At 43.8% G+C, this 19430-nt stretch carries 15 protein-coding genes, 1 rRNA gene and 1 other annotated feature; of the genes, 8 read left to right on the top strand and 8 right to left on the bottom strand.

Annotated elements, in window-relative coordinates:
• Window positions 1-18: 18 nt before the first annotated feature.
• Both btsR and VIB_RS01250 read right to left on the bottom strand, forming a co-directional pair.
• On the bottom strand, window positions 19-741 hold the full coding sequence (gene btsR, locus VIB_RS01255; RefSeq protein ID WP_004394117.1) for a two-component system response regulator BtsR: 723 nt from the start codon (window positions 739-741) through the stop codon (window positions 19-21).
• A gap of 3 nt (window positions 742-744) precedes the next feature.
• Window positions 745-2424 (bottom strand): sensor histidine kinase, encoded by a 1680-nt coding sequence (locus tag VIB_RS01250; RefSeq protein WP_004394116.1) that lies wholly within the window; start codon window positions 2422-2424, stop codon window positions 745-747.
• A gap of 246 nt (window positions 2425-2670) precedes the next feature.
• Between VIB_RS01250 and VIB_RS01245 the strand changes: the two genes are divergently transcribed.
• Window positions 2671-3744 (top strand): 3-deoxy-7-phosphoheptulonate synthase, encoded by a 1074-nt coding sequence (locus VIB_RS01245; RefSeq protein ID WP_004394115.1) that lies wholly within the window; start codon window positions 2671-2673, stop codon window positions 3742-3744.
• Window positions 3745-3758: 14 nt separating this feature from the next.
• Window positions 3759-4883, top strand: a complete 1125-nt coding sequence (gene tyrA / locus VIB_RS01240) for a bifunctional chorismate mutase/prephenate dehydrogenase (protein ID WP_004394114.1) — start codon at window positions 3759-3761, stop codon at window positions 4881-4883.
• A gap of 6 nt (window positions 4884-4889) precedes the next feature.
• On the opposite strand, the gene VIB_RS01235 is transcribed toward tyrA, so the two are convergent.
• Both VIB_RS01235 and ettA read right to left on the bottom strand, forming a co-directional pair.
• Window positions 4890-5255, bottom strand: a complete 366-nt coding sequence (locus VIB_RS01235; RefSeq protein ID WP_040903853.1) for a PilZ domain-containing protein — start codon at window positions 5253-5255, stop codon at window positions 4890-4892.
• A gap of 137 nt (window positions 5256-5392) precedes the next feature.
• Window positions 5393-7060 carry an energy-dependent translational throttle protein EttA gene (gene ettA / locus VIB_RS01230; protein ID WP_004394112.1) on the bottom strand — a complete coding sequence of 556 codons (1668 nt, stop codon included), beginning with the start codon at window positions 7058-7060 and terminating at the stop codon, window positions 5393-5395.
• A gap of 272 nt (window positions 7061-7332) precedes the next feature.
• Here ettA and VIB_RS01225 point away from each other — a divergent pair, with 272 nt between their 5' ends.
• Window positions 7333-9294 (top strand): transglycosylase SLT domain-containing protein, encoded by a 1962-nt coding sequence (locus VIB_RS01225; protein WP_004394110.1) that lies wholly within the window; start codon window positions 7333-7335, stop codon window positions 9292-9294.
• 55 nt (window positions 9295-9349) lie between these two features.
• Window positions 9350-9643, top strand: a complete 294-nt coding sequence (gene trpR, locus VIB_RS01220) for a trp operon repressor (protein ID WP_004394109.1) — start codon at window positions 9350-9352, stop codon at window positions 9641-9643.
• Between the two features lie 124 nt (window positions 9644-9767).
• On the opposite strand, the gene yjjX is transcribed toward trpR, so the two are convergent.
• The 4 genes from yjjX to VIB_RS01200 all read right to left on the bottom strand — a co-directional run bounded on the left by yjjX (window position 9768) and on the right by VIB_RS01200 (window position 13523).
• Entirely contained in the window at window positions 9768-10328 is a 561-nt protein-coding gene (gene yjjX, locus VIB_RS01215; RefSeq protein WP_004394108.1) for an inosine/xanthosine triphosphatase, read from the bottom strand.
• A 282-nt stretch (window positions 10329-10610) separates the two neighbouring features.
• The gene (gene pheA / locus VIB_RS01210; RefSeq protein WP_004394107.1) at window positions 10611-11792 is read right to left on the bottom strand and encodes a prephenate dehydratase; all 1182 of its coding nucleotides are present in this window, start codon (window positions 11790-11792) and stop codon (window positions 10611-10613) included.
• Window positions 11793-11803: 11 nt separating this feature from the next.
• Window positions 11804-11928, bottom strand: a sequence feature (Phe leader region).
• A 111-nt stretch (window positions 11929-12039) separates the two neighbouring features.
• Window positions 12040-12366 carry a ribosome hibernation-promoting factor, HPF/YfiA family gene (hpf, locus tag VIB_RS01205; protein ID WP_004394106.1) on the bottom strand — a complete coding sequence of 109 codons (327 nt, stop codon included), beginning with the start codon at window positions 12364-12366 and terminating at the stop codon, window positions 12040-12042.
• Between the two features lie 428 nt (window positions 12367-12794).
• Window positions 12795-13523, bottom strand: a complete 729-nt coding sequence (locus VIB_RS01200) for an outer membrane protein assembly factor BamD (protein WP_004394105.1) — start codon at window positions 13521-13523, stop codon at window positions 12795-12797.
• 155 nt (window positions 13524-13678) lie between these two features.
• Between VIB_RS01200 and rluD the strand changes: the two genes are divergently transcribed.
• From rluD to VIB_RS01180, 4 genes are all read left to right on the top strand, one after another.
• On the top strand, window positions 13679-14653 hold the full coding sequence (gene rluD, locus VIB_RS01195) for a 23S rRNA pseudouridine(1911/1915/1917) synthase RluD (RefSeq protein WP_004394104.1): 975 nt from the start codon (window positions 13679-13681) through the stop codon (window positions 14651-14653).
• Window positions 14654-14656: 3 nt separating this feature from the next.
• Window positions 14657-15382, top strand: a complete 726-nt coding sequence (pgeF, locus tag VIB_RS01190; protein ID WP_004394103.1) for a peptidoglycan editing factor PgeF — start codon at window positions 14657-14659, stop codon at window positions 15380-15382.
• A 241-nt stretch (window positions 15383-15623) separates the two neighbouring features.
• Complete coding sequence (gene clpB, locus VIB_RS01185) at window positions 15624-18197, top strand: ATP-dependent chaperone ClpB (protein WP_040903771.1); 2574 nt, start codon at window positions 15624-15626, stop codon at window positions 18195-18197.
• 569 nt (window positions 18198-18766) lie between these two features.
• Window positions 18767-19430 (top strand): 16S ribosomal RNA (locus VIB_RS01180); the annotation flags it as partial.

Raw genomic sequence — 19430 nt, 5'->3', positions numbered from 1 at the left:
CTCATTAATAAATTGGGGCTAATAAAACCCCAATTTCTCTTTGAGTTCTTTTAAAAAACGGCGGCTTACTGGGACGATGTAGCCTGAACGGGTGATGATCTCGGCAAGACCGTTGTCTAATAATTTGATCTCTTTGATGGCTTTGAGATTGATCAGATATTGACGATGACAACGTAGCAGCGGCGTTTTTTCTTCTAGGACTTTTAACGTCAATTGACTACTGGCTCGCTGCTGCGCGGTTTGCACGTGCACTCCGGCAATATCACTACAAGCAAATTCGATCTCTCCCGTTGGGATGATCATGATTCGATTGAGGCCGATACACGGAACTTGATCAAGCTGATTGGGGGCGAGAATCGAGTAATCTGGAGTTTTCACTACGCTACGTTGTAAACGTTGGATGGTTTTTTCAAGCCGCGTTGGATCGACCGGTTTAAGTAAATAATCAAAGGCGTTATCTTCAAAGGCTTGCAGTGCATATTGATCATAGGCAGTCACGAAAACCACCTTGGGCATGGTGTCAGGATCGAGCATCGCGAGCAGATCTATTCCAGTAATTTGAGGCATTTGAATATCTAAGAAAACCACATCTGGTTTGTGTTGATTGATTTTTTTCAGTCCCTCAATCGCATTATTCGCTTCACCAATTACCTGCATGTTGCCATTTTCATTCAGTAATTCAATGAGTTCCTCTCGGGCCAAACACTCATCATCAATGACTAAAGCTGATAACGTTACCATCCCTTAAGCTCCTCGTTGTTGTTCAGGAATGAGAAAACTCATTCGCGTGCAATGGTTTGGCTCAACGTCAATTTTAAGCGTTGCTGAGTGACCAAACTTATGGATTAAACGTTTATCGACAATGTGCATTCCTAAACCATCGTGATCGTGTTGTGGCGTTTGATAACTCCCCGCATTATCTTCCACCACTATGCGCTGACCGGCAGGCTCGGCGAGATTATAGATGCGTATTTTACCGCCTTCGAGCAGATTAGATACTCCATGTTTAATCGCATTCTCCACTAAGGGCTGCAAAGTAAAGCTCGGTAATTGACGAGTTAATAGTGGCTCATCGATCGTAATCTCAACTTCTAAACGATCGCTAAAACGTGCTTTTTCAATGGTTAAATAGGCATTCACGTGTGCGAGCTCATCTTGCAAGGTGACCGTTTCAACATTTTGCTTGAGATTACTGCGGAAAAATTGCGAAAGATGCTGAATAAGATCGCGGGCTTTAGCTGGATCACGTCGGATCACGGCGCTAATCGTATTGAGTGCATTGAATAAAAAATGTGGGTTGACTTGAGCTTGCAGTAATTTGATTTCAGCTCGTGAGAGAAGAATTTGTTTCGCTTGATATTCACCATACAGAATTTGGCTTGAGAGTAGTTGAGCAATACCTTGGCCCATTGAGACATTAATGGTTGAAAATAATTTCCGTTTCGGCTCGTACAACTTGATGGTCCCGATCACTCGATCTCCTGCTCGTAGTGGAATAATCAATGCGGAACCCAATTTACAGTTTGCCGATAATGAGCATTGATAGGGATGCTCTTTACCATCAAGATAAATGATCGCATTACGATTTATGGCGTCTAAAGTGCTTTGTGAAGATATCGCGGTATTCGGTCGATGGTGATCATCGCCAACGCCGACAAAAGCGAGGATTTTGTCGCAATCGGTAATTGAAACGGCACCCACATTGGTTTGTTCATAAACAATACGAGCAATTTTATGGGCATTTTCTGGAGTGAAACCTGCCGCTAAAATGCCAACCGAACGTTCGGCGATGTTTAACGCTCGGCGTGAAAAAGTCGCCGAATACTCATCAAAAATGGTTTTCCTATCTTGTAAAATACTCATAAACAGTGCCGCCCCTACTGAGTTGGCGATGATCATCGGCGCCGCAATCGCAGACACGAGGTGATAAGCCTCACTAAACGGCTTAGCAATCAGTAAGATCAAAACCATCTGCACAATTTCAGCGACGAAGGTAATGCCAAACACCACACTAGGGCTAAACAGTAAATGGCGTTTGCCTCGTTTAAGTAAATAAGCATGAAAGATGCCGCCAATCAGCCCTTCTGCAGTGGTCGAAATAGCGCAAGCAAGATCGGTAAACCCACCAAGAGAATAACGGTGCAGACCTCCTGTTAACCCGACAGCAAAACCGACCAAAGGACCACCAAATAACCCGCCCATAACCGCGCCAATGGCTCGCGTGTTGGCTATCGCATCATCAATGTGCAATCCGAAGTAGGTGCCCATAATACAAAACAATGAAAACAGCACATAAACGGTCATTTTATGACTAAAATGACCTGAAATGTTGAGTAATGGCAGAAAGATTGGGGTTTTACTCAGCATATAAGCCAAGACTAAGTAGACACACATTTGCTGTAGTAGGGAGAGGATCAGTTCCATCGATGTTTGCGCCTAGTCATAAAGAGTCAAAGCCGCTATTTTAAGTAACTTGAAGGCAATAAAATACATTGGTTTAATGAATTACTTTTCCAATGCTATGCCGCACCCAGTGTGTAATTTTTAGTTTACACAAATTGTTTTTTTAAATTTACACTTGCAATGTTTTTTTAGCCTGTTATTTTGTGTTTAGTTGAGTTTTGGTCACCAAATACATTTTGGTGTAAATTAAAGATTACAGGTGTAGCAATGAAGAAAAGTGATTTAAGTGACATTAATATCGTTGATGAACAGGTATTGATTACCCCTGATGCATTAAAAGCTAAACTGCCATTAAGTGAAAAAGCCAGACTGTCGATTCGACAATCTCGGCAAACCATCGCGGATATTATCCATAAACGTGATCACCGTTTATTGGTGGTTTGTGGCCCTTGTTCTATTCATGATATTCAAGCCGCAAAAGAGTATGCTAAACGACTGCAGGCATTGGCGGCTGAGCTGAGCGATCAACTGTATATTGTGATGCGAGTTTACTTTGAGAAACCACGTACCACGGTTGGCTGGAAAGGTCTGATTAATGACCCGCATCTTGATGGATCGTTTGATATTGAGCATGGCTTACATGTTGGCCGTCAATTATTGGTAGATTTAGCGGAGATGGGCATGCCACTTGCGACAGAGGCGCTTGATCCGATCAGTCCGCAATATTTAGCCGATACTTTCAGCTGGGCAGCGATTGGCGCTCGAACGACGGAATCACAAACTCACCGTGAGATGGCCAGTGGTCTTTCTATGCCGATTGGCTTTAAAAATGGTACCGATGGTAGCTTATCGACGGCGATTAACGCGATGCAAGCCGCGTCATCAAGCCACCGTTTTATGGGCATTAATCGTGAAGGGCAAGTGGCTCTTTTAACCACACAAGGCAATATGAATGGCCATGTTATTTTACGTGGCGGCAAACAAACCAATTACGATTCCGTTTCGGTCGCTGAGTGTGAACAACAATTAACCGGTTTTGGGTTGGACGCGGCATTGATGGTCGATTGCAGTCATGCCAACTCACGTAAAGATTATCGTCGCCAGCCATTGGTGGCCGAAGATGTGATTCATCAAATTCGCGAAGGAAACCGCTCGATCATCGGTGTGATGATTGAAAGTCACTTAAACGAAGGAAATCAATCAGCGGAGCTACCTAAATCGCAAATGCAATACGGCGTTTCAATCACGGATGCATGTATTGATTGGCAAACGACAGAACAATTATTGCGTCATGCTCACCAGGCGCTGGTGCCTTTTTTAGCAGACCGCTGTAAATCGTAGATAAAGGAACAACGATGGCTGAAGAGTTGAATGCATTACGGGAACAAATCGACGCATTGGATAAACAGATGATTGATTTACTGGCTCGCCGTTTAGCATTAGTTGAGCAAGTCGGAGAGGTCAAAAGCCGTTACGGATTGCCGATTTATGTTCCAGAACGGGAAGCGAGTATGCTGGCGTCGCGCCGTACTGAAGCTGAAGCACAAGGTGTGCCACCACAATTAATCGAAGATATTTTACGCCGAACCATGCGCGAGTCTTACGCCAGTGAGAAAGACTCAGGTTTTAAATGTTTAAAGCCTGAATTACGCTCAGTGGTGATCATCGGTGGTCATGGTCAACTCGGTCGCCTGTTTGCTCGCATGTTTGATTTATCCGGTTATCAGGTCAAAGTACTGGGTAGCCAAGATTGGCATCGCGCCGATGAACTCTTACATAATGCAGGTTTAGTGGTGGTGACAGTACCGATAGATTTGACTGTCGATGTGATTGAGAAACTCAATCAACTCCCTTCCGATTGTATTTTATGTGATTTAACGTCAATTAAATCGAAGCCGTTGGCGGCCATGTTGAAGGTTCATTCTGGCCCTGTGGTTGGTTTACACCCGATGTTCGGACCTGATGTTCCAAGCTTAGCAAAGCAAGTCATCGTGTATTGTGATGGCCGAGGAGTGGAGCAGTATCAATGGCTGCTGGACCAATTTGCGATTTGGGGAGCGAGTTTATGTGCCATTGATGCCCAAGAGCACGATCAAGGTATGACCTTAATTCAAGCATTACGTCACTTCACTTCATTTGTTTACGGTCTGCATTTAAGTAAAGTTAATCCTAATATTGAACAGTTGCTTAAATTAAGCTCACCGATTTACCGTCTCGAATTGGCGATGGTCGGGCGTTTGTTTGGGCAAGACCCAAATTTATACGCGGATATTATTTTATCTTCGCAAGAGAATATTGAGATGATTGGCCGTTTTCAGGATAGTTTGGAACAAGCGGTCGGCTTGCTTAAACAAGGGGATAAACTAGGTTTTGTTAGCCAATTTAACCAAGTGAGCGATTGGTTTGGCGACTATTCTCAGCAGTTTATGCAAGAGAGTCAGCACTTACTTAAACACGCCAGCGATGCTTGGCAACGTTGAGAAACGTTATGGAGCCTCAGTCACTAAATGTTCTAAATCGCGGTGTAAAAGCTCGTCATCACCGATATTGAGTTCTACTAGGCGTTTTAAATGGGCGATACTCTCTAAATCAATATGAACTATCTTGATATGCAGAATACGCTCATTTTGCCGCACCAATTGTCCGCTTAAACGAATCGTGATCTCGCTTTCCGGCAGGGTAAACGCCACGTCTACTAACTGATCGCTATCTAAATTGGGTTCATCGACGGCCCACAAGAGTAAACCTCGTAAAGAGAGATCGTGGATACAAGTCGTGAGCTGTATATCGCCTTGCTGTAACATTGCTGGCGCTTGGTAAAGGATGCGTGAAAACTGTCGACGTTCGATCATAAGTCCTACAATTGCGTAATGAGTACGCATTAAGCATAGCAGAGTGCAGGTGCCTTAACTCGAATTTGGCGCACGAAATAAGGTTTTGTGCAGAGCAAAAAAAGCTACCCGAAGGTAGCTTTAATCTGGGCAACGGGTTATTTGCTGATCCGTTTGTACTTAATACGATGTGGCTCAGCCGCTTGAGCGCCAAGCGTGCGCTTTAGCCATTCCATATATTCGGTATAGTTACCTTCATAGAAGTTCACTTGTCCCTCATCCCGATAATCAAGGATATGAGTGGCAATACGGTCAAGGAACCAACGGTCGTGCGAAATCACCATCGCACAGCCTGGGAATCCCAATAAGGCTTCTTCGAGTGCGCGTAGGGTTTCAACATCTAAGTCGTTGGTTGGTTCATCGAGCAGTAGGACGTTGCCTCCCGCTTTAAGCAGCTTGGCTAGATGGACGCGGTTACGCTCCCCCCCAGATAGCTCACCAATGATTTTTTGCTGATCATTACCTTTAAAGTTGAAGCGAGAGCAGTACGCTCGCGCTGGAATTTCAAAGTTATTGATCTTAATGATATCCGCGCCTTCAGAGATCTCTTGGAAGACCGTTTTCTTGTCATCCATGCTGTCACGGAACTGGTCGACCGAAGCTAATTTAACCGTTTCACCTAACTCAATGGTTCCTGAATCGGGCTGCTCAGCGCCACTAAGCATTTTAAATAAGGTTGATTTACCGGCGCCGTTAGCACCGACAATACCAACGATCGCGCCTTTCGGCATGCTGAATGACAGATTATCAATCAGTACGCGATCACCAAACGATTTGGTTAGGTTGTTGACTTCTAGCACTTTATCACCGAGACGCTCACCAGGTGGGATGAACAATTCATTGGTTTCGTTACGTTTTTGGTATTGGCCAGTGGTCATCTCTTCAAAGCGAGCCATCCGCGCTTTAGATTTAGCTTGACGACCTTTTGGATTTTGACGAACCCATTCTAGCTCTTTTTCGATAGTTTTTTGACGGGCACTTTCCCCAGCTTTTTCTTGTTTCAAACGTTCATCTTTTTGTTCTAGCCAAGACGTGTAGTTACCTTGCCATGGAATACCTTCACCACGGTCCAGTTCTAAAATCCAACCTGCAGCATTATCGAGGAAGTAACGGTCGTGGGTAATCGCCACCACAGTACCGCTATAATCAACCAAGAAGTGCTCAAGCCAAGCCACAGATTCAGCATCTAAGTGGTTGGTGGGCTCATCGAGCAGTAGCATATCGGGCTTTTCAAGCAGTAAACGACAAATCGCTACTCGGCGGCGTTCACCACCTGATAGAGTGGCGATTTTGGCATCCCATTCAGGCAGACGTAAAGCGTCGGCGGCGCGCTCAAGAGCGGCTTCTAAATTATGACCATCTTTGGCTTGGATCAGCGATTCTAACTCGCCTTGCTCTTTGGCTAGGGCGTCGAAGTCTGCGTCCGGTTCAGCATAAGCGGCGTAGACTTCATCGAGTCGCTTGAGTGCATGGGCCACATCAGCAACCGCTTCTTCAACCACTTCACGCACCGTCTTATTTTCGTCCAAGACAGGCTCTTGGGGAAGGTATCCCACATTTAAGCCGGGTTGCGGACGAGCTTCGCCATCAAAATCTTGATCAATCCCTGCCATAATGCGTAGGAGTGTCGATTTACCTGAGCCATTGAGGCCAAGCACGCCGATTTTAGCACCAGGGAAAAAGCTTAACGAAATATCTTTGAGGATTTGACGCTTAGGAGGCACAACTTTGCTCACCCGCGACATGGTATAGACGTATTCAGCCATTGCCGATCATTCCTAATCTTTCAAACAGAACAAAGCCATTATTCTATATCAAAGCTAATCCTTTTGTTACTCGTCAGCCAGTTATTTTGCTTGGTTGACGGTTTCTGACTGGGGAAATGAACCACACAATGTGTAAGAAAATTAAATGCAACAAGTAGATTAAGGTTTTTTATTACTATTGACTTCAAGTTTACATCTTACACCTTTACATTTCGCTGAAGAATCTGCGTAATAATGTGAATTGGGAAAGGGAAATAGAAGGGATCATCGCAATGGGGTATCGGGTTTTATTGAAACGGCATAAGCACAGTTCATCAATGCTGCTCGGCTGCGTTTTGATCGGTGCAATGAGTTTTAGTCACTTAGGGGTTAGCAAAACCTTAGACTTAGAAGCGCAACGTGAATTGTATGAACAAGCACACCAATGGTTAGATAATAAAGATGTCACACGTTTCAAAAAAGCGCGCAAACAGATAGCCGATTATCCATTAACACCATATCTCGACTATCGGAGCTTTTTGATTGATTTAGGTGATAAATCTCCGATTGTGGTGCGTAATTTTATCGATAGTCATAAAACATTTCCTTTTTCAAATCGGATCAGTGCACCTTATTTTGATGCTTTAGCGAGTCAGGGAAAGTGGGCGGAGATGTTGAAGTTTTCACCGAATGAACCCAATGGAGAAACGTATCGCTGTCACTATTATCATGCCAAGTTAAAAACTGGGCGTTACAACGAAGCCTTCGTTGGCGCTAAAGCGCTGTGGCAAAGTGGCGCAAGTGTTTCTTCGGCTTGCGATCCGCTCTTCACGGTGTGGGAGCAGCAAGGTGGCTTGACGGATAGTCTAGTTTTACAACGTATGCTATTGGCTTTTGAAGGGCGAAATCGGTCATTAATGCGTCATTTAGCCAGTAAGCTGGATGGCAAACCGACACATGCAGAAGCGTTGGCAATGATCGGCTTGTACGACAAACCTGAAACGGTAGTGAGTTTTATTACCCAGTATCGCGATAAAACCCTGTTGTATCGTCAGGTGGAGCTGGCGTTAGAAAAAGCAGCGAGAGCCGATGCGATTCAAGCCCAACGGTTATGGATATTAGTTGATAAACAGCTAGATTGGTCGGATTCGTTGCGTGCTCGGACTGGGCAATATATCGCTTTACGTATGATGAGTGTCGAACCACCTGAGCTTCAACAATGGCGCGATAGTATGATTATGGGCAGTGATAATACCCACTTAATTGAAACTCGAATACGTTTAGCGTTGCGCAGTATGGATTGGCAGGGAATAGCTAAGTGGATAGAGCAATTACCCGCAGAAGATAAAGCTTCAACGCGTTGGCAATATTGGTTAGCACGCAGTGAATTACAAGCAGGACAAGCGGAACAGGGACTGAAAAGAATGCGTAGCTTACTCGGGTTACGTAATTTTTATAGTGTTGCTGCAGCAGAAGCATTACAACAATCTATTCAATACCCAAGTTCGACGCTCTCTTTAAATCGCGAGTTGATTAAACCTTATCAAACAGAGCTCATTCGCATCGGTGAGTTGATTGAGCGCGATAAAATCGCCGCAGCGAAGAGCGAATGGAATTGGCTATTGCAGCGAGTGGAACAACCCAGCAAAGAGATGCTCGCGGTCTATGCTGCCACACAACATTGGTATCATTTAACGGTCCGCGCGACGATATCGGCTAATTTATGGGATAACACTCAGTTACGTTTTCCTCTCGCTCATCAATGGTGGTTCAATTTTTATGGAGAGAAACATGGTATTGATCCGATTACCTTGATGTCGTTGGCGAGGCAAGAAAGTGCGATGGATATCGAAGCGCGTTCTCCTGTTGGTGCTCGGGGCATTATGCAGGTCATGCCGACAACGGCTCGCTATACCGCGCAAAAATATCGTTTAAGTTATCAACATGAGGATGAGCTTTTCCAAGTCGGTAAAAATATTGAAATTGGCAGTCACTATTTGAATGATTTATTGGCGAGATACAACAATAATCGTATTTTAGCTTTTGCTGCTTACAATGCTGGCCCCAGCCGAGTCGATCGCTGGCGAGAACAGACTCAAGGTCAGTTAGATGCTTATGCGTTTATTGAGGCGATTCCATTTCGCGAAACCAGAGGCTATATCCAAAACGTGTTGATGTTTGAAACTTACTATCGCGATGTGATGGGAGTAAATGGCCCATTTTTAACCGACAATGAGTTGCAGACTATGTATTGATTCCCTCGCAGTCTGTTCTACAATACGGATCATGTATCACTTAACGAGTACAACCATGTCAACACAACCGGATTACAGTGACTGGAGCGAATTATTAACCTTGGTGCAACAAGCAGCATCACTCGATCAACATGAGATGCTACTGACCATGTTAATGACCCCTGATGAACGAGAGGCATTAGTTGCACGAGTTAATATTCTCTGTGAGTTACTGAAAGGGGAGTTATCTCAACGACAAATGAGCCAACTTCTAGGAGTGGGCGTAGCGACCATTACTCGTGGGTCTAATGAGCTGAAATCCCGCTCATTAACAGAGCGTGAAGCTTTGGCGGCGTTATTACTGAAGTAGCGCGATTTATTACTTGCCGTGATATGAATCATTTCGCAGTAAACCAGAAAAAAACGTTTTATTTTATTAAGTTAAGCTTGTACTTATTTGTTTATACCGCATAAGTATAAGCTTAACCTACCAACTACTTTTTCAGATCGTTACCTGCAGATAAAAACAAATCAGGGTTCAAAAATGGTACTAACGCTAAAATAAGTGCCTGATGGTAAACTGAGCTACGAGTTAAGTGATGTTGAGTAAGTAAACTGATCGCTCCTCCTTTTTGTTTGATGTTATCGGTACCAAATACTTCATCCATAATCTCACCAAGTTCATTATTGGCGTGTAAACGTTGGTTAATGGCAGGAGGTAACATTAAGCTGGCAGAACGAGATTCTCCATATTGTTCTGCCGATTTAACGATCATCCAAGCAAACGTCATTCCGTGTTCAATGCCGGCTTCTAAGCCCACATAAAAATCAGCTCCTGGATGAGCTTGTTCGGCATGGTGTACTCGATTAAGTGCGCCTTGTTTGGTCTCTTCATCGCTCATTGGTTGAGCAGCAACACCGCTATCAACCGTTACGCCCTGTAATTGCAATGTATGATTAGGAAATAATTGCTCAAAAGCGCTTTTGACGGCATTAATTTTGGCAGGATTCAGTGAAGCGACGATGATGTGGATAATGGCTTGATTTGATGACATGTTGTGATTCTCTTTATTTCCTAGTCAATATGTTGTTGCTACTTGAATTGTTGCGGTGTTATCCCCTCCTACTTGAAGTTGTAGCGGTGTTGGCTCCCCAATCACATAGTTTGCCTATGCTCATCGGGATTTACTTACTTGCCGTCTACCTGCAACTCCAAGTCGTTTGGGTATAGCTACGTTCGTTTCAATCACTATGGTTATCTATATTAATGGTGACTGACGTGCTTCCCACTTATCAGTCACTCAATATTGTTAGATATTGCACCATCAGCAGTGTTTTTACGCTGGGGTTAACTTAACCTGAGTGGGTTTAATATTTTCAATAGGATAACAGCCAAGCACCTTTAAATGTTTGGTCAGTTTAGTTAGCTCACTGAGTGCTTTTTGCATCTCGTCTGAATCCAGATGAGCTTGCAAGTCGACATAGAACATCTCTTCCCACGGATTACCCATGATAGGTCTGGATTCCAGTTTGGTCATATTAATACCATAACGTTGGAGCACTAATAGGGTGGCGACTAATGAGCCAGCCTCTTGTGCCGTGGACATAATCAGGGTGGTTTTTGCTGGAATTTGAGTTGAGACTTCAATCGGTTTACGGGCAACGACGATAAACCGAGTATGGTTTTCTGTTTGGTTAGCGATATTGGTTTTAATCGATTGTAAGCCATACAATTTGCCACTTGCTGCATTGCCAATTGCTGCAACATCATCACGTTGCAGTTGTTGTACTTTTTTCATCGCATCGGCAGTGCTAGCGCAGGTTTCTAGTTTGACCCCTTGCAAGCGACTTAAAAACTCACTGCATTGTTGGTGTGGCTGTGGGTGTGAATAGAGAATTTTCAACGCTTCTAAGCGGATATCTTGTGTGGCTACTAAGCAGTGTTCTATTGGTTGAGTGATCTCGCCGACGATATATAGGGTGGTATGTTGAAGTAAGTCATAAACTTCATTAATCGAGCCTGAACTGGTGTTTTCAATCGGTAAAACACCATAATCCGCATGGCCGGATTCAACGGTTTTGGTAATGTCTCTAAATTGTTCGCAATTGAGTTCGATAAGCTCAGTATTTTTACGGCTGAAATATTCTCGGGTCGCAAGATGTGAGTAAGAGCCTTTCGCACCGAGAAAAGCAACTCTAGCCAATGGCTTACGGTTTTGTGGATTAGCTAGGTTTTGTAAATAAGCTTGCTGCAGTAATACGGAATCTTCAATAATCGTATGGAACAGTTTGGTAATGTATTGGGCGTCTAATTGATAATCCTGTTTACCGATTTGAATTAACTTAACCAATAGTTGCTGCTCTCGAACAGGGTCGCGTACGGGCTTTGAAGTTTGTACTTTACTCTTGGCGACCTCGACACTCAGTTGGCGACGTTCGGAAAGCAACTTAAGTAGCTGATTATCAATGGTGTTTAATCGGTCTCGAATCTCTTCTAGTGACAGTTTTGGGCTGGTCATAACTAAATCCTTATAAAAAAGCCTCCCGATGGGAGGCTTTCTGTCTGTTCGTTTTTGACTTATTTTCTTTAAACGAGCAAGCCTCCAAGATTATTGGAGAAAAAAGAAGTTAAAAACAAACAGAAAATGAGAGGTTAACATCGGTTATTGCTACCTTAGCGACTGAATGGACACAATAAGCAAGCCAGTAAACAGCGTCAAGCAAAAAAATAGCGCCCTAAGGCGCTAAATGGATAACAGGGGAAGATTATTCTTCGACTTCTACAATTTCAGGTTTCTCGGTACGACGAGCATCGGGTTTATGGCGCAATTTATTGAGCTGTCGCTCTAATTTTTGTTCAACTTCATTAATCGCGGCATAGAGATCCTCGTGAATTGCAGAAGCGACTAGTTGACCTTTCGGGATAGTGACCGTCGCTTCAAATTTTTTCTGCTTATTGGGTTGTTCACTAAAGCTTGCTTGGCAACCGGTAATATCGACTTGCCATTTTTCGAGCTTTTTAAACTTACTCTCAATGTAGCTACGGATTGCAGAGGTGATTTCAATGTTTTTGCCAGTGATGTTCATTTGCATAGTGTTTTCCTCTGTTGCATCCCTTATGGGTTAACTTCAGATTACAGGTTTCTGGATAAAATAATGTGATCCAGATCTCTTTTTTGTTGGGTGTTGAGACGCTTGAAAGCAAACGTGATCTTTCGCAAAGTGTGGTAGGAATAGTGGATAAAAAGACTTGTTATTATCAAAGAAAGCGCTAGATTGGTGAGTGGAATCACTAAATATTATACCTATTTTAGCGCTTTGTTACGGCCTAAAAAATGCCATATAGCTTCCTTAATGCTTCGCTTTATTACGATTTAATCCTTTGTTACTTATCCACTTGAGTCACGATGCCCCCACTTGCATTATTGATTAATGCAAGTTGGGGCATTGATTTTTCGCTTACCCATAACTCAGTCGTTTAGTTATAGAACTGAGGGGTAATCATGATACTGAATTTAAGCTTAAGGAAGAGTGTTCAGTTGCATTAGCTGTTTGGTTCGCTCGGCCGCATCCGTCAAGCCTAGTTGTTGATAGGCTTTTAGCTGAATAGATAAGGATTTGCGTGCCGCTTCAGTACCCGGATAGGTTTTCTGTAGCTCTTGAGTTCGATTAATTGCGGCGATCCAAGCCTCACGGCGTAAATAAAAATCAGCCGTCGCTAAGTCATATTCAGCTAAACGATTTTTCAAAGCAATCATGCGTTGTTGTGCATCATTAGCGTATAAACTGTTTGGGTAACGTTCGAGTAGACGCTTAAAATCTGCGAAAGCGGCTTTTACCGGTTCAGGGTCGCGATCACTACGGTCAATGTTGAATAGATCGTGCATAAAGTTTCGATCTTGGGCCATATGAGTTAAGCCGCGCATGTACAGAACCCAATCCATTTTTTCATGAGTGGGATTGAGTCGAATAAAACGTTCAATGGTCGCAAGCCCTAAAGCGAGATCATCATTTTTATAGTAAGCGTAGATCAAGTCCAGCTGAACCTGCTCTGAATACGCTCCGAATGGATAGCGAGAGTCTAGCGCTTCTAACTTATCGATGGCGGTTAACCAATTACCGCTTTGCAATGAGGTTTGAGCATCGCTGTACAACTCTGCGGGTGGAACGTCAGGGACAATCTCTTCTTTACTTGAACAGCCAACTAATAAAGATAATGCGAGTAAGCCTGATAAAGTTTGGTATTTCATGTCAGGGTTAGGTTCCTTGCAATAAAGCTTCTTAAACTTGGAGCGAGCTTGCTCCGTAAATCGTTTCGTTACTTTCCGATCAGTAACAGATACAATGAAAACATATTTTTCCACACTCGTGGCTATTAGTCTCACGGTTTTTAAAAAAGTTCGATATGGCTCAGCAGATTGAATTAACTCAAACAGTAAAAGAAAGCCAGCTTGGTCAGCGTTTAGATCAAGCGGTAGCAGAATTATTTGTCGATTTTTCCCGCTCTCGTCTTAAAGAGTGGTTATTAGATGGCAAAATTACAGTCAATGGAACGGTGGTCACTAAACCACGGACCAAAGTGATGGGGGGAGAGTGCATTACCGTTCTAGCCGAGCTAGAAGATGAACAACGCTGGGAAGCGCAAGATATTCCACTTAATATCGTTTATGAAGATGACGATATTTTGGTGATCAATAAACCCAGAGATTTTGTCGTTCATCCGGGGGCGGGAACGCCAGATCGGACCGTATTAAATGCTTTACTCTTTCATTATCCACCGATTGCCGAAGTGCCACGTGCAGGGATTGTGCATCGTCTTGATAAAGATACGACAGGTTTAATGGTGGTCGCAAAGACAGTACCAGCACAAACACGTTTGGTAAGAGATTTGCAAAAACGCAATATTACCCGTGAATATGAAGCGATTGCGATCGGTAAAATGACCGCGGGTGGCATGATTGATAAACCAATCGGTCGTCATTCAACAAAGCGTACCTTAATGGCGGTGAATCAAATGGGCAAACCTGCGGTCACGCATTATCGTGTCGCAGAACATTTTCGTGAACATACCCGGATTCGCTTGCGTTTAGAAACCGGCCGAACTCACCAAATTCGAGTACACATGGCTTATCTGCAACATCCGTTGTTAGGTGACAGTGCTTATGGTGGTCGGGCGCGTATTCCTAAAGGAGCAACCCCTGAGCTCACAGAAATGATTAGAGCTTTTGATAGACAAGCACTGCATGCCGTAATGTTAAAATTTGAACACCCGATCACTGGCGAAGAGCTTGAGTTTCATGCTCCGGTGCCCGATGATATGGTTATTATGACAGAAGCGCTACGTGAAGATGCTAAACTAAACTATTCGCAAGAGTATTAAACCATGTCGGTGATCATTCCTAACTGGCCAGCGCCTAACAATGTGAAAGCGTTTTGTTCAACCCGTGATGGTGGATTTTCTGTACCGCCTTACGATGGTTTGAATGTTGGCATGCATGTTGGGGATGATCCGTCGATAGTGACAAGGAATCGCGACTGGTTGCAACAATACTGTCAGATGCCATCCTCGCCTATCTGGCTTAATCAAACACATTCCACTCGAGTGATTGAAGTCAGCCAGCCTAGTCATAAAGTGCTGGATGCTGATGGTCTTGTCACTTCGACTCCGCGTGTCGTTTGTTCAGCCATGATAGCTGATTGTTTACCAGTATTGATTACCAATATACAAGGTACTCGAGTTGCCGCGGTTCATGCGGGTTGGCGAGGATTAGCCGGAGGGATTGTGGAACAGGCTCTAGACAAGTTTTCTGATGATGTTTTAATCTGGCTTGGTCCTGCGATTGGTCCTCAAGCCTTTGAGGTTGGTGACGAAGTTAGGCAGGCTTTTTGCGATTATGATAGTCATGCGCAAAGGGCTTTTTCAGCAACATCAAATTGTGGAAAATGGTTGGCCGATATCGCTCAACTTGCACAATTACGTTTAGCAAAAATTGGTATTGATCAGGTGATTAAAAGTGATTTATGTACTTATCAACATGATCAACAATTTTATTCGTACCGCCGCGATGGTGTAACAGGCCGACAGGCTTGCTTCATCTGGATAGAATAGCCAGACAAAATAGCACGGTTTCATGATTAAAATCTGACTCTGTATAGTTAACCTTTTTTTGTCACCTAACGAGCTAGCGCTTGTTAGTCACTTTAAGTTTGTCCTTTGTCCTTTGTTCTATAGCGCTTATATAGCGTGTTTTTTGCTCATAAAGTTATCCTCTTTGACTTGAAATATCTTCTTTGCGTAACCATGTTCTCTATGTGATTAGTTTCTCTTGAATGAGATTAGGAAGGTGGTTATGCGTCTTGATAGATTTACCAGTAAATTTCAAATAGCCATTTCTGATGCGCAGTCTTTGGCTCTAGGTCGTGATCATCAGTATATCGAGCCAGTTCATTTAATGGTGGCACTGCTCGATCAAAATGGCAGCCCTATTCGTCCGTTGTTAACCATGTTGAATATTGACGTGGCACAGTTACGCTCAAAACTAGGCGAGATGCTCGACAGGCTCCCTAAAGTGAGTGGGATTGGTGGTGATGTTCAGCTATCTGGTGCGTTGGGTACGTTATTTAATCTCTGTGATAAAGTGGCACAAAAACGCCAAGATGCGTACATCTCCTCTGAAATATTCTTGCTAGCGGCAATCGAAGATAAAGGACCTCTTGGTCAATTATTAAAAGAGGTTGGATTGAGTGAGAAAAAGCTCTCTGCAGCGATTGAAACTATCCGTGGTGGGCAAAAAGTTAATGATCCTAATGCCGAAGAACTGCGTCAAGCTTTAGAAAAATTCACGATTGATCTGACTGAACGAGCTGAGCAGAGCAAATTAGACCCGGTGATAGGTCGTGACGATGAAATTCGCCGTACCATTCAAGTATTGCAACGGCGTACGAAAAACAACCCAGTGATCATCGGTGAACCTGGTGTTGGTAAAACCGCCATTGTCGAAGGTTTAGCACAGCGAATTATTAATAATGAAGTACCAGAAGGGCTACGCGGTCGGCGAGTTCTGTCTCTTGATATGGGCGCTTTAGTTGCAGGAGCTAAATATCGCGGTGAATTTGAAGAGCGTTTAAAATCGGTGCTGAACGAGCTGGCCAAAGAAGAAGGTAATGTCATCTTATTTATTGATGAATTACATACCATGGTCGGCGCGGGTAAAGGTGAAGGCTCGATGGATGCCGGGAATATGCTCAAACCGGCATTGGCGCGTGGAGAATTGCATTGCGTTGGCGCGACAACACTCGATGAATATCGCCAGTATATCGAAAAAGATCCGGCATTGGAGCGTCGTTTCCAAAAAGTCTTAGTCGATGAGCCGAGCGTTGAAGATACGGTGGCGATCCTAAGAGGGTTAAAAGAGCGCTATGAATTGCACCATCATGTTGAGATTACCGATCCTGCGATTGTTGCTGCGGCAACATTATCGCATCGTTATATCTCCGATCGTCAATTACCAGATAAAGCGATCGATTTAATCGATGAAGCCGCTTCGAGTATTCGTATCCAAATGGACTCGAAACCGGAAGTGCTCGACAAATTGGAACGAAAAATCATTCAATTGAAGATTGAACAGCAAGCATTAAGCAATGAACACGATGATGCGAGCGAAAAGCGTTTGGGCATTATTAATGATGAGTTAAAAGAAAAAGAGCGCGAGTATTCAGAATTAGAAGAAATTTGGAACACAGAAAAAGCAGCGTTATCGGGAACGCAACACATTAAATCAGCATTAGAACAAGCGCGTTTAGATTTAGAAGTGGCAAGACGTGCTGGTGATTTAAACCGCATGTCTGAGTTACAATATGGACGGATTCCTGAACTAGAAAAACAGCTAGATTTAGCGACTCAAGCTGAAATGCAAGAGATGACCTTGTTACGCAATAAAGTTACCGATGAAGAAATTGCTGAAGTATTGTCAAAACAGACGGGGATTCCTGTTGCGAAAATGCTGGAAGCCGAAAAAGAGAAGCTGTTGCAGATGGAAACGTTTTTACATCAACGTGTCATCGGGCAGTCGGAGGCGGTTGAGGTGGTTGCTGATGCTATTCGTCGTAGTCGAGCTGGATTATCGGATCCTAATCGCCCAATAGGTTCTTTTTTATTCTTAGGTCCAACGGGTGTAGGGAAAACTGAGCTTTGTAAAACGCTGGCTAATTTCATGTTCGATAGTGAAGATGCCATGGTGCGTATCGACATGTCTGAATTTATGGAAAAACATTCAGTAGCTCGTCTTGTTGGTGCGCCTCCTGGTTATGTAGGTTATGAAGAGGGCGGATACTTGACTGAAGCGGTACGGCGTAAACCCTATTCCGTATTGTTGTTGGACGAGGTTGAGAAAGCGCATCCTGATGTGTTCAATATTTTATTACAAGTGCTCGATGATGGTCGATTAACCGATGGTCAAGGTCGAACCGTTGATTTTCGTAATACGGTAGTGATCATGACCTCGAATTTAGGGTCATCACGCATCCAAGAAAATTTTGCTCATTTGGATTATCAGACTATGAAAGAGCAAGTTATGGAGGTCGTGAGCAAACATTTTCGTCCCGAGTTTTTAAACCGGATTGATGAAAGTGTGGTGTTCCATCCATTAGCTCAAGAGCAGATTAAATCTATTGCCTTTATTCAGTTAGAGCGTTTACGTCAACGTTTAGCGGATAAAGATTATGGATTAATTGTTAGCGATGACGCGTTAGATCTTGTTGCCCACATTGGTTTTGATCCAGTATATGGTGCAAGACCGTTAAAACGTGCTATTCAGCAAACAATAGAGAATCCATTAGCAAAATCGATATTATCAGGGCAATTTATTCCTGGTACACCAATCTATCTTGATGTTAAAGAGGGTGATATCGTCGCTCATCAGTAACTCTTTTTTATGAAGGCTATGCTCGTGGCATAGCCTTCTTTGTTTATTGACCAAGGTCGAAATCAGTCAATAAATCGGGTGAATTCAGTTTTTTGATGGTTTATTGAGCGCTTGATTCGCTTGTGTGCTTTTTTCTTGTTTTTACTATTGCCAACCTGAATTTTATCCCTATAATGCGCCCTCACTGACACGGCAGACGCCGCAAGGCTTCAGGCAGTGTTGGTTGAGGGAAAGCTTCTAAAAAAGAAAATTTGAAAAAGTGTTTGACTCTTCAAATTAACTCGCTAGAATTCACCTCCGCTTCGAAGCTCAACGAGAGATTCGCAAGCCAGCTCTTTAACAATTTAAACCAATCAATCTGTGTGGGCACTCGTTGATGATAATCAAAATGCTTAGCAATAAGCACTTCGGTTTCAATGAACTGAGTGACCAAATTGATAGCGCTTTTAGCACTATCGGCACAGTCAATTCATTATCGTTCTGTTGGAACGATAATAGCTTTGAATTACGCTTCTATTTATAGGAGCTAGGTAATTTAGAGTCAGTATTCATTGAGCCAAAAAGAACTTAAATTGAAGAGTTTGATCATGGCTCAGATTGAACGCTGGCGGCAGGCCTAACACATGCAAGTCGAGCGGTAACAGGAAGGAAGCTTGCTTTCTTTGCTGACGAGCGGCGGACGGGTGAGTAATGCCTGGGAAATTGCCCTGATGTGGGGGATAACCATTGGAAACGATGGCTAATACCGCATGATGCCCTTGTTTATAATGAACAGGGACCAAAGAGGGGGACCGCAAGGCCTCTCGCGTCAGGATATGCCCAGGTGGGATTAGCTAGTTGGTGAGGTAATGGCTCACCAAGGCGACGATCCCTAGCTGGTCTGAGAGGATGATCAGCCACACTGGAACTGAGACACGGTCCAGACTCCTACGGGAGGCAGCAGTGGGGAATATTGCACAATGGGCGCAAGCCTGATGCAGCCATGCCGCGTGTATGAAGAAGGCCTTCGGGTTGTAAAGTACTTTCAGTCGTGAGGAAGGGAGTATCGTTAATAGCGGTATTCTTTGACGTTAGCGACAGAAGAAGCACCGGCTAACTCCGTGCCAGCAGCCGCGGTAATACGGAGGGTGCGAGCGTTAATCGGAATTACTGGGCGTAAAGCGCATGCAGGTGGTTTGTTAAGTCAGATGTGAAAGCCCGGGGCTCAACCTCGGAGTTGCATTTGAAACTGGC

Source organism: Vibrio metschnikovii CIP 69.14 (assembly GCF_000176155.1).
Lineage (GTDB): Bacteria > Pseudomonadota > Gammaproteobacteria > Enterobacterales > Vibrionaceae > Vibrio > Vibrio metschnikovii.
The sequence above is the reverse complement of the archived record's forward strand: the minus strand, read 5'-3'. Positions and strand labels throughout refer to the sequence as shown.

Coding starts and splice junctions, on each gene's coding strand:
- hpf (WP_004394106.1), bottom strand. CDS start 12,366: ATGCAAATGAACATCACTGGCAAAAACATTGAAATCACCTCTGCAATC.
- VIB_RS01225 (WP_004394110.1), top strand. CDS start 7,333: ATGGGGTATCGGGTTTTATTGAAACGGCATAAGCACAGTTCATCAATG.
- trpR (WP_004394109.1), top strand. CDS start 9,350: ATGTCAACACAACCGGATTACAGTGACTGGAGCGAATTATTAACCTTG.
- VIB_RS01245 (WP_004394115.1), top strand. CDS start 2,671: ATGAAGAAAAGTGATTTAAGTGACATTAATATCGTTGATGAACAGGTA.
- pheA (WP_004394107.1), bottom strand. CDS start 11,792: ATGACCAGCCCAAAACTGTCACTAGAAGAGATTCGAGACCGATTAAAC.
- rluD (WP_004394104.1), top strand. CDS start 13,679: ATGGCTCAGCAGATTGAATTAACTCAAACAGTAAAAGAAAGCCAGCTT.
- pgeF (WP_004394103.1), top strand. CDS start 14,657: ATGTCGGTGATCATTCCTAACTGGCCAGCGCCTAACAATGTGAAAGCG.
- tyrA (WP_004394114.1), top strand. CDS start 3,759: ATGGCTGAAGAGTTGAATGCATTACGGGAACAAATCGACGCATTGGAT.
- yjjX (WP_004394108.1), bottom strand. CDS start 10,328: ATGTCATCAAATCAAGCCATTATCCACATCATCGTCGCTTCACTGAAT.
- VIB_RS01235 (WP_040903853.1), bottom strand. CDS start 5,255: ATGATCGAACGTCGACAGTTTTCACGCATCCTTTACCAAGCGCCAGCA.
- clpB (WP_040903771.1), top strand. CDS start 15,624: ATGCGTCTTGATAGATTTACCAGTAAATTTCAAATAGCCATTTCTGAT.
- ettA (WP_004394112.1), bottom strand. CDS start 7,060: ATGGCTGAATACGTCTATACCATGTCGCGGGTGAGCAAAGTTGTGCCT.
- VIB_RS01250 (WP_004394116.1), bottom strand. CDS start 2,424: ATGGAACTGATCCTCTCCCTACTACAGCAAATGTGTGTCTACTTAGTC.
- VIB_RS01200 (WP_004394105.1), bottom strand. CDS start 13,523: ATGAAATACCAAACTTTATCAGGCTTACTCGCATTATCTTTATTAGTT.
- btsR (WP_004394117.1), bottom strand. CDS start 741: ATGGTAACGTTATCAGCTTTAGTCATTGATGATGAGTGTTTGGCCCGA.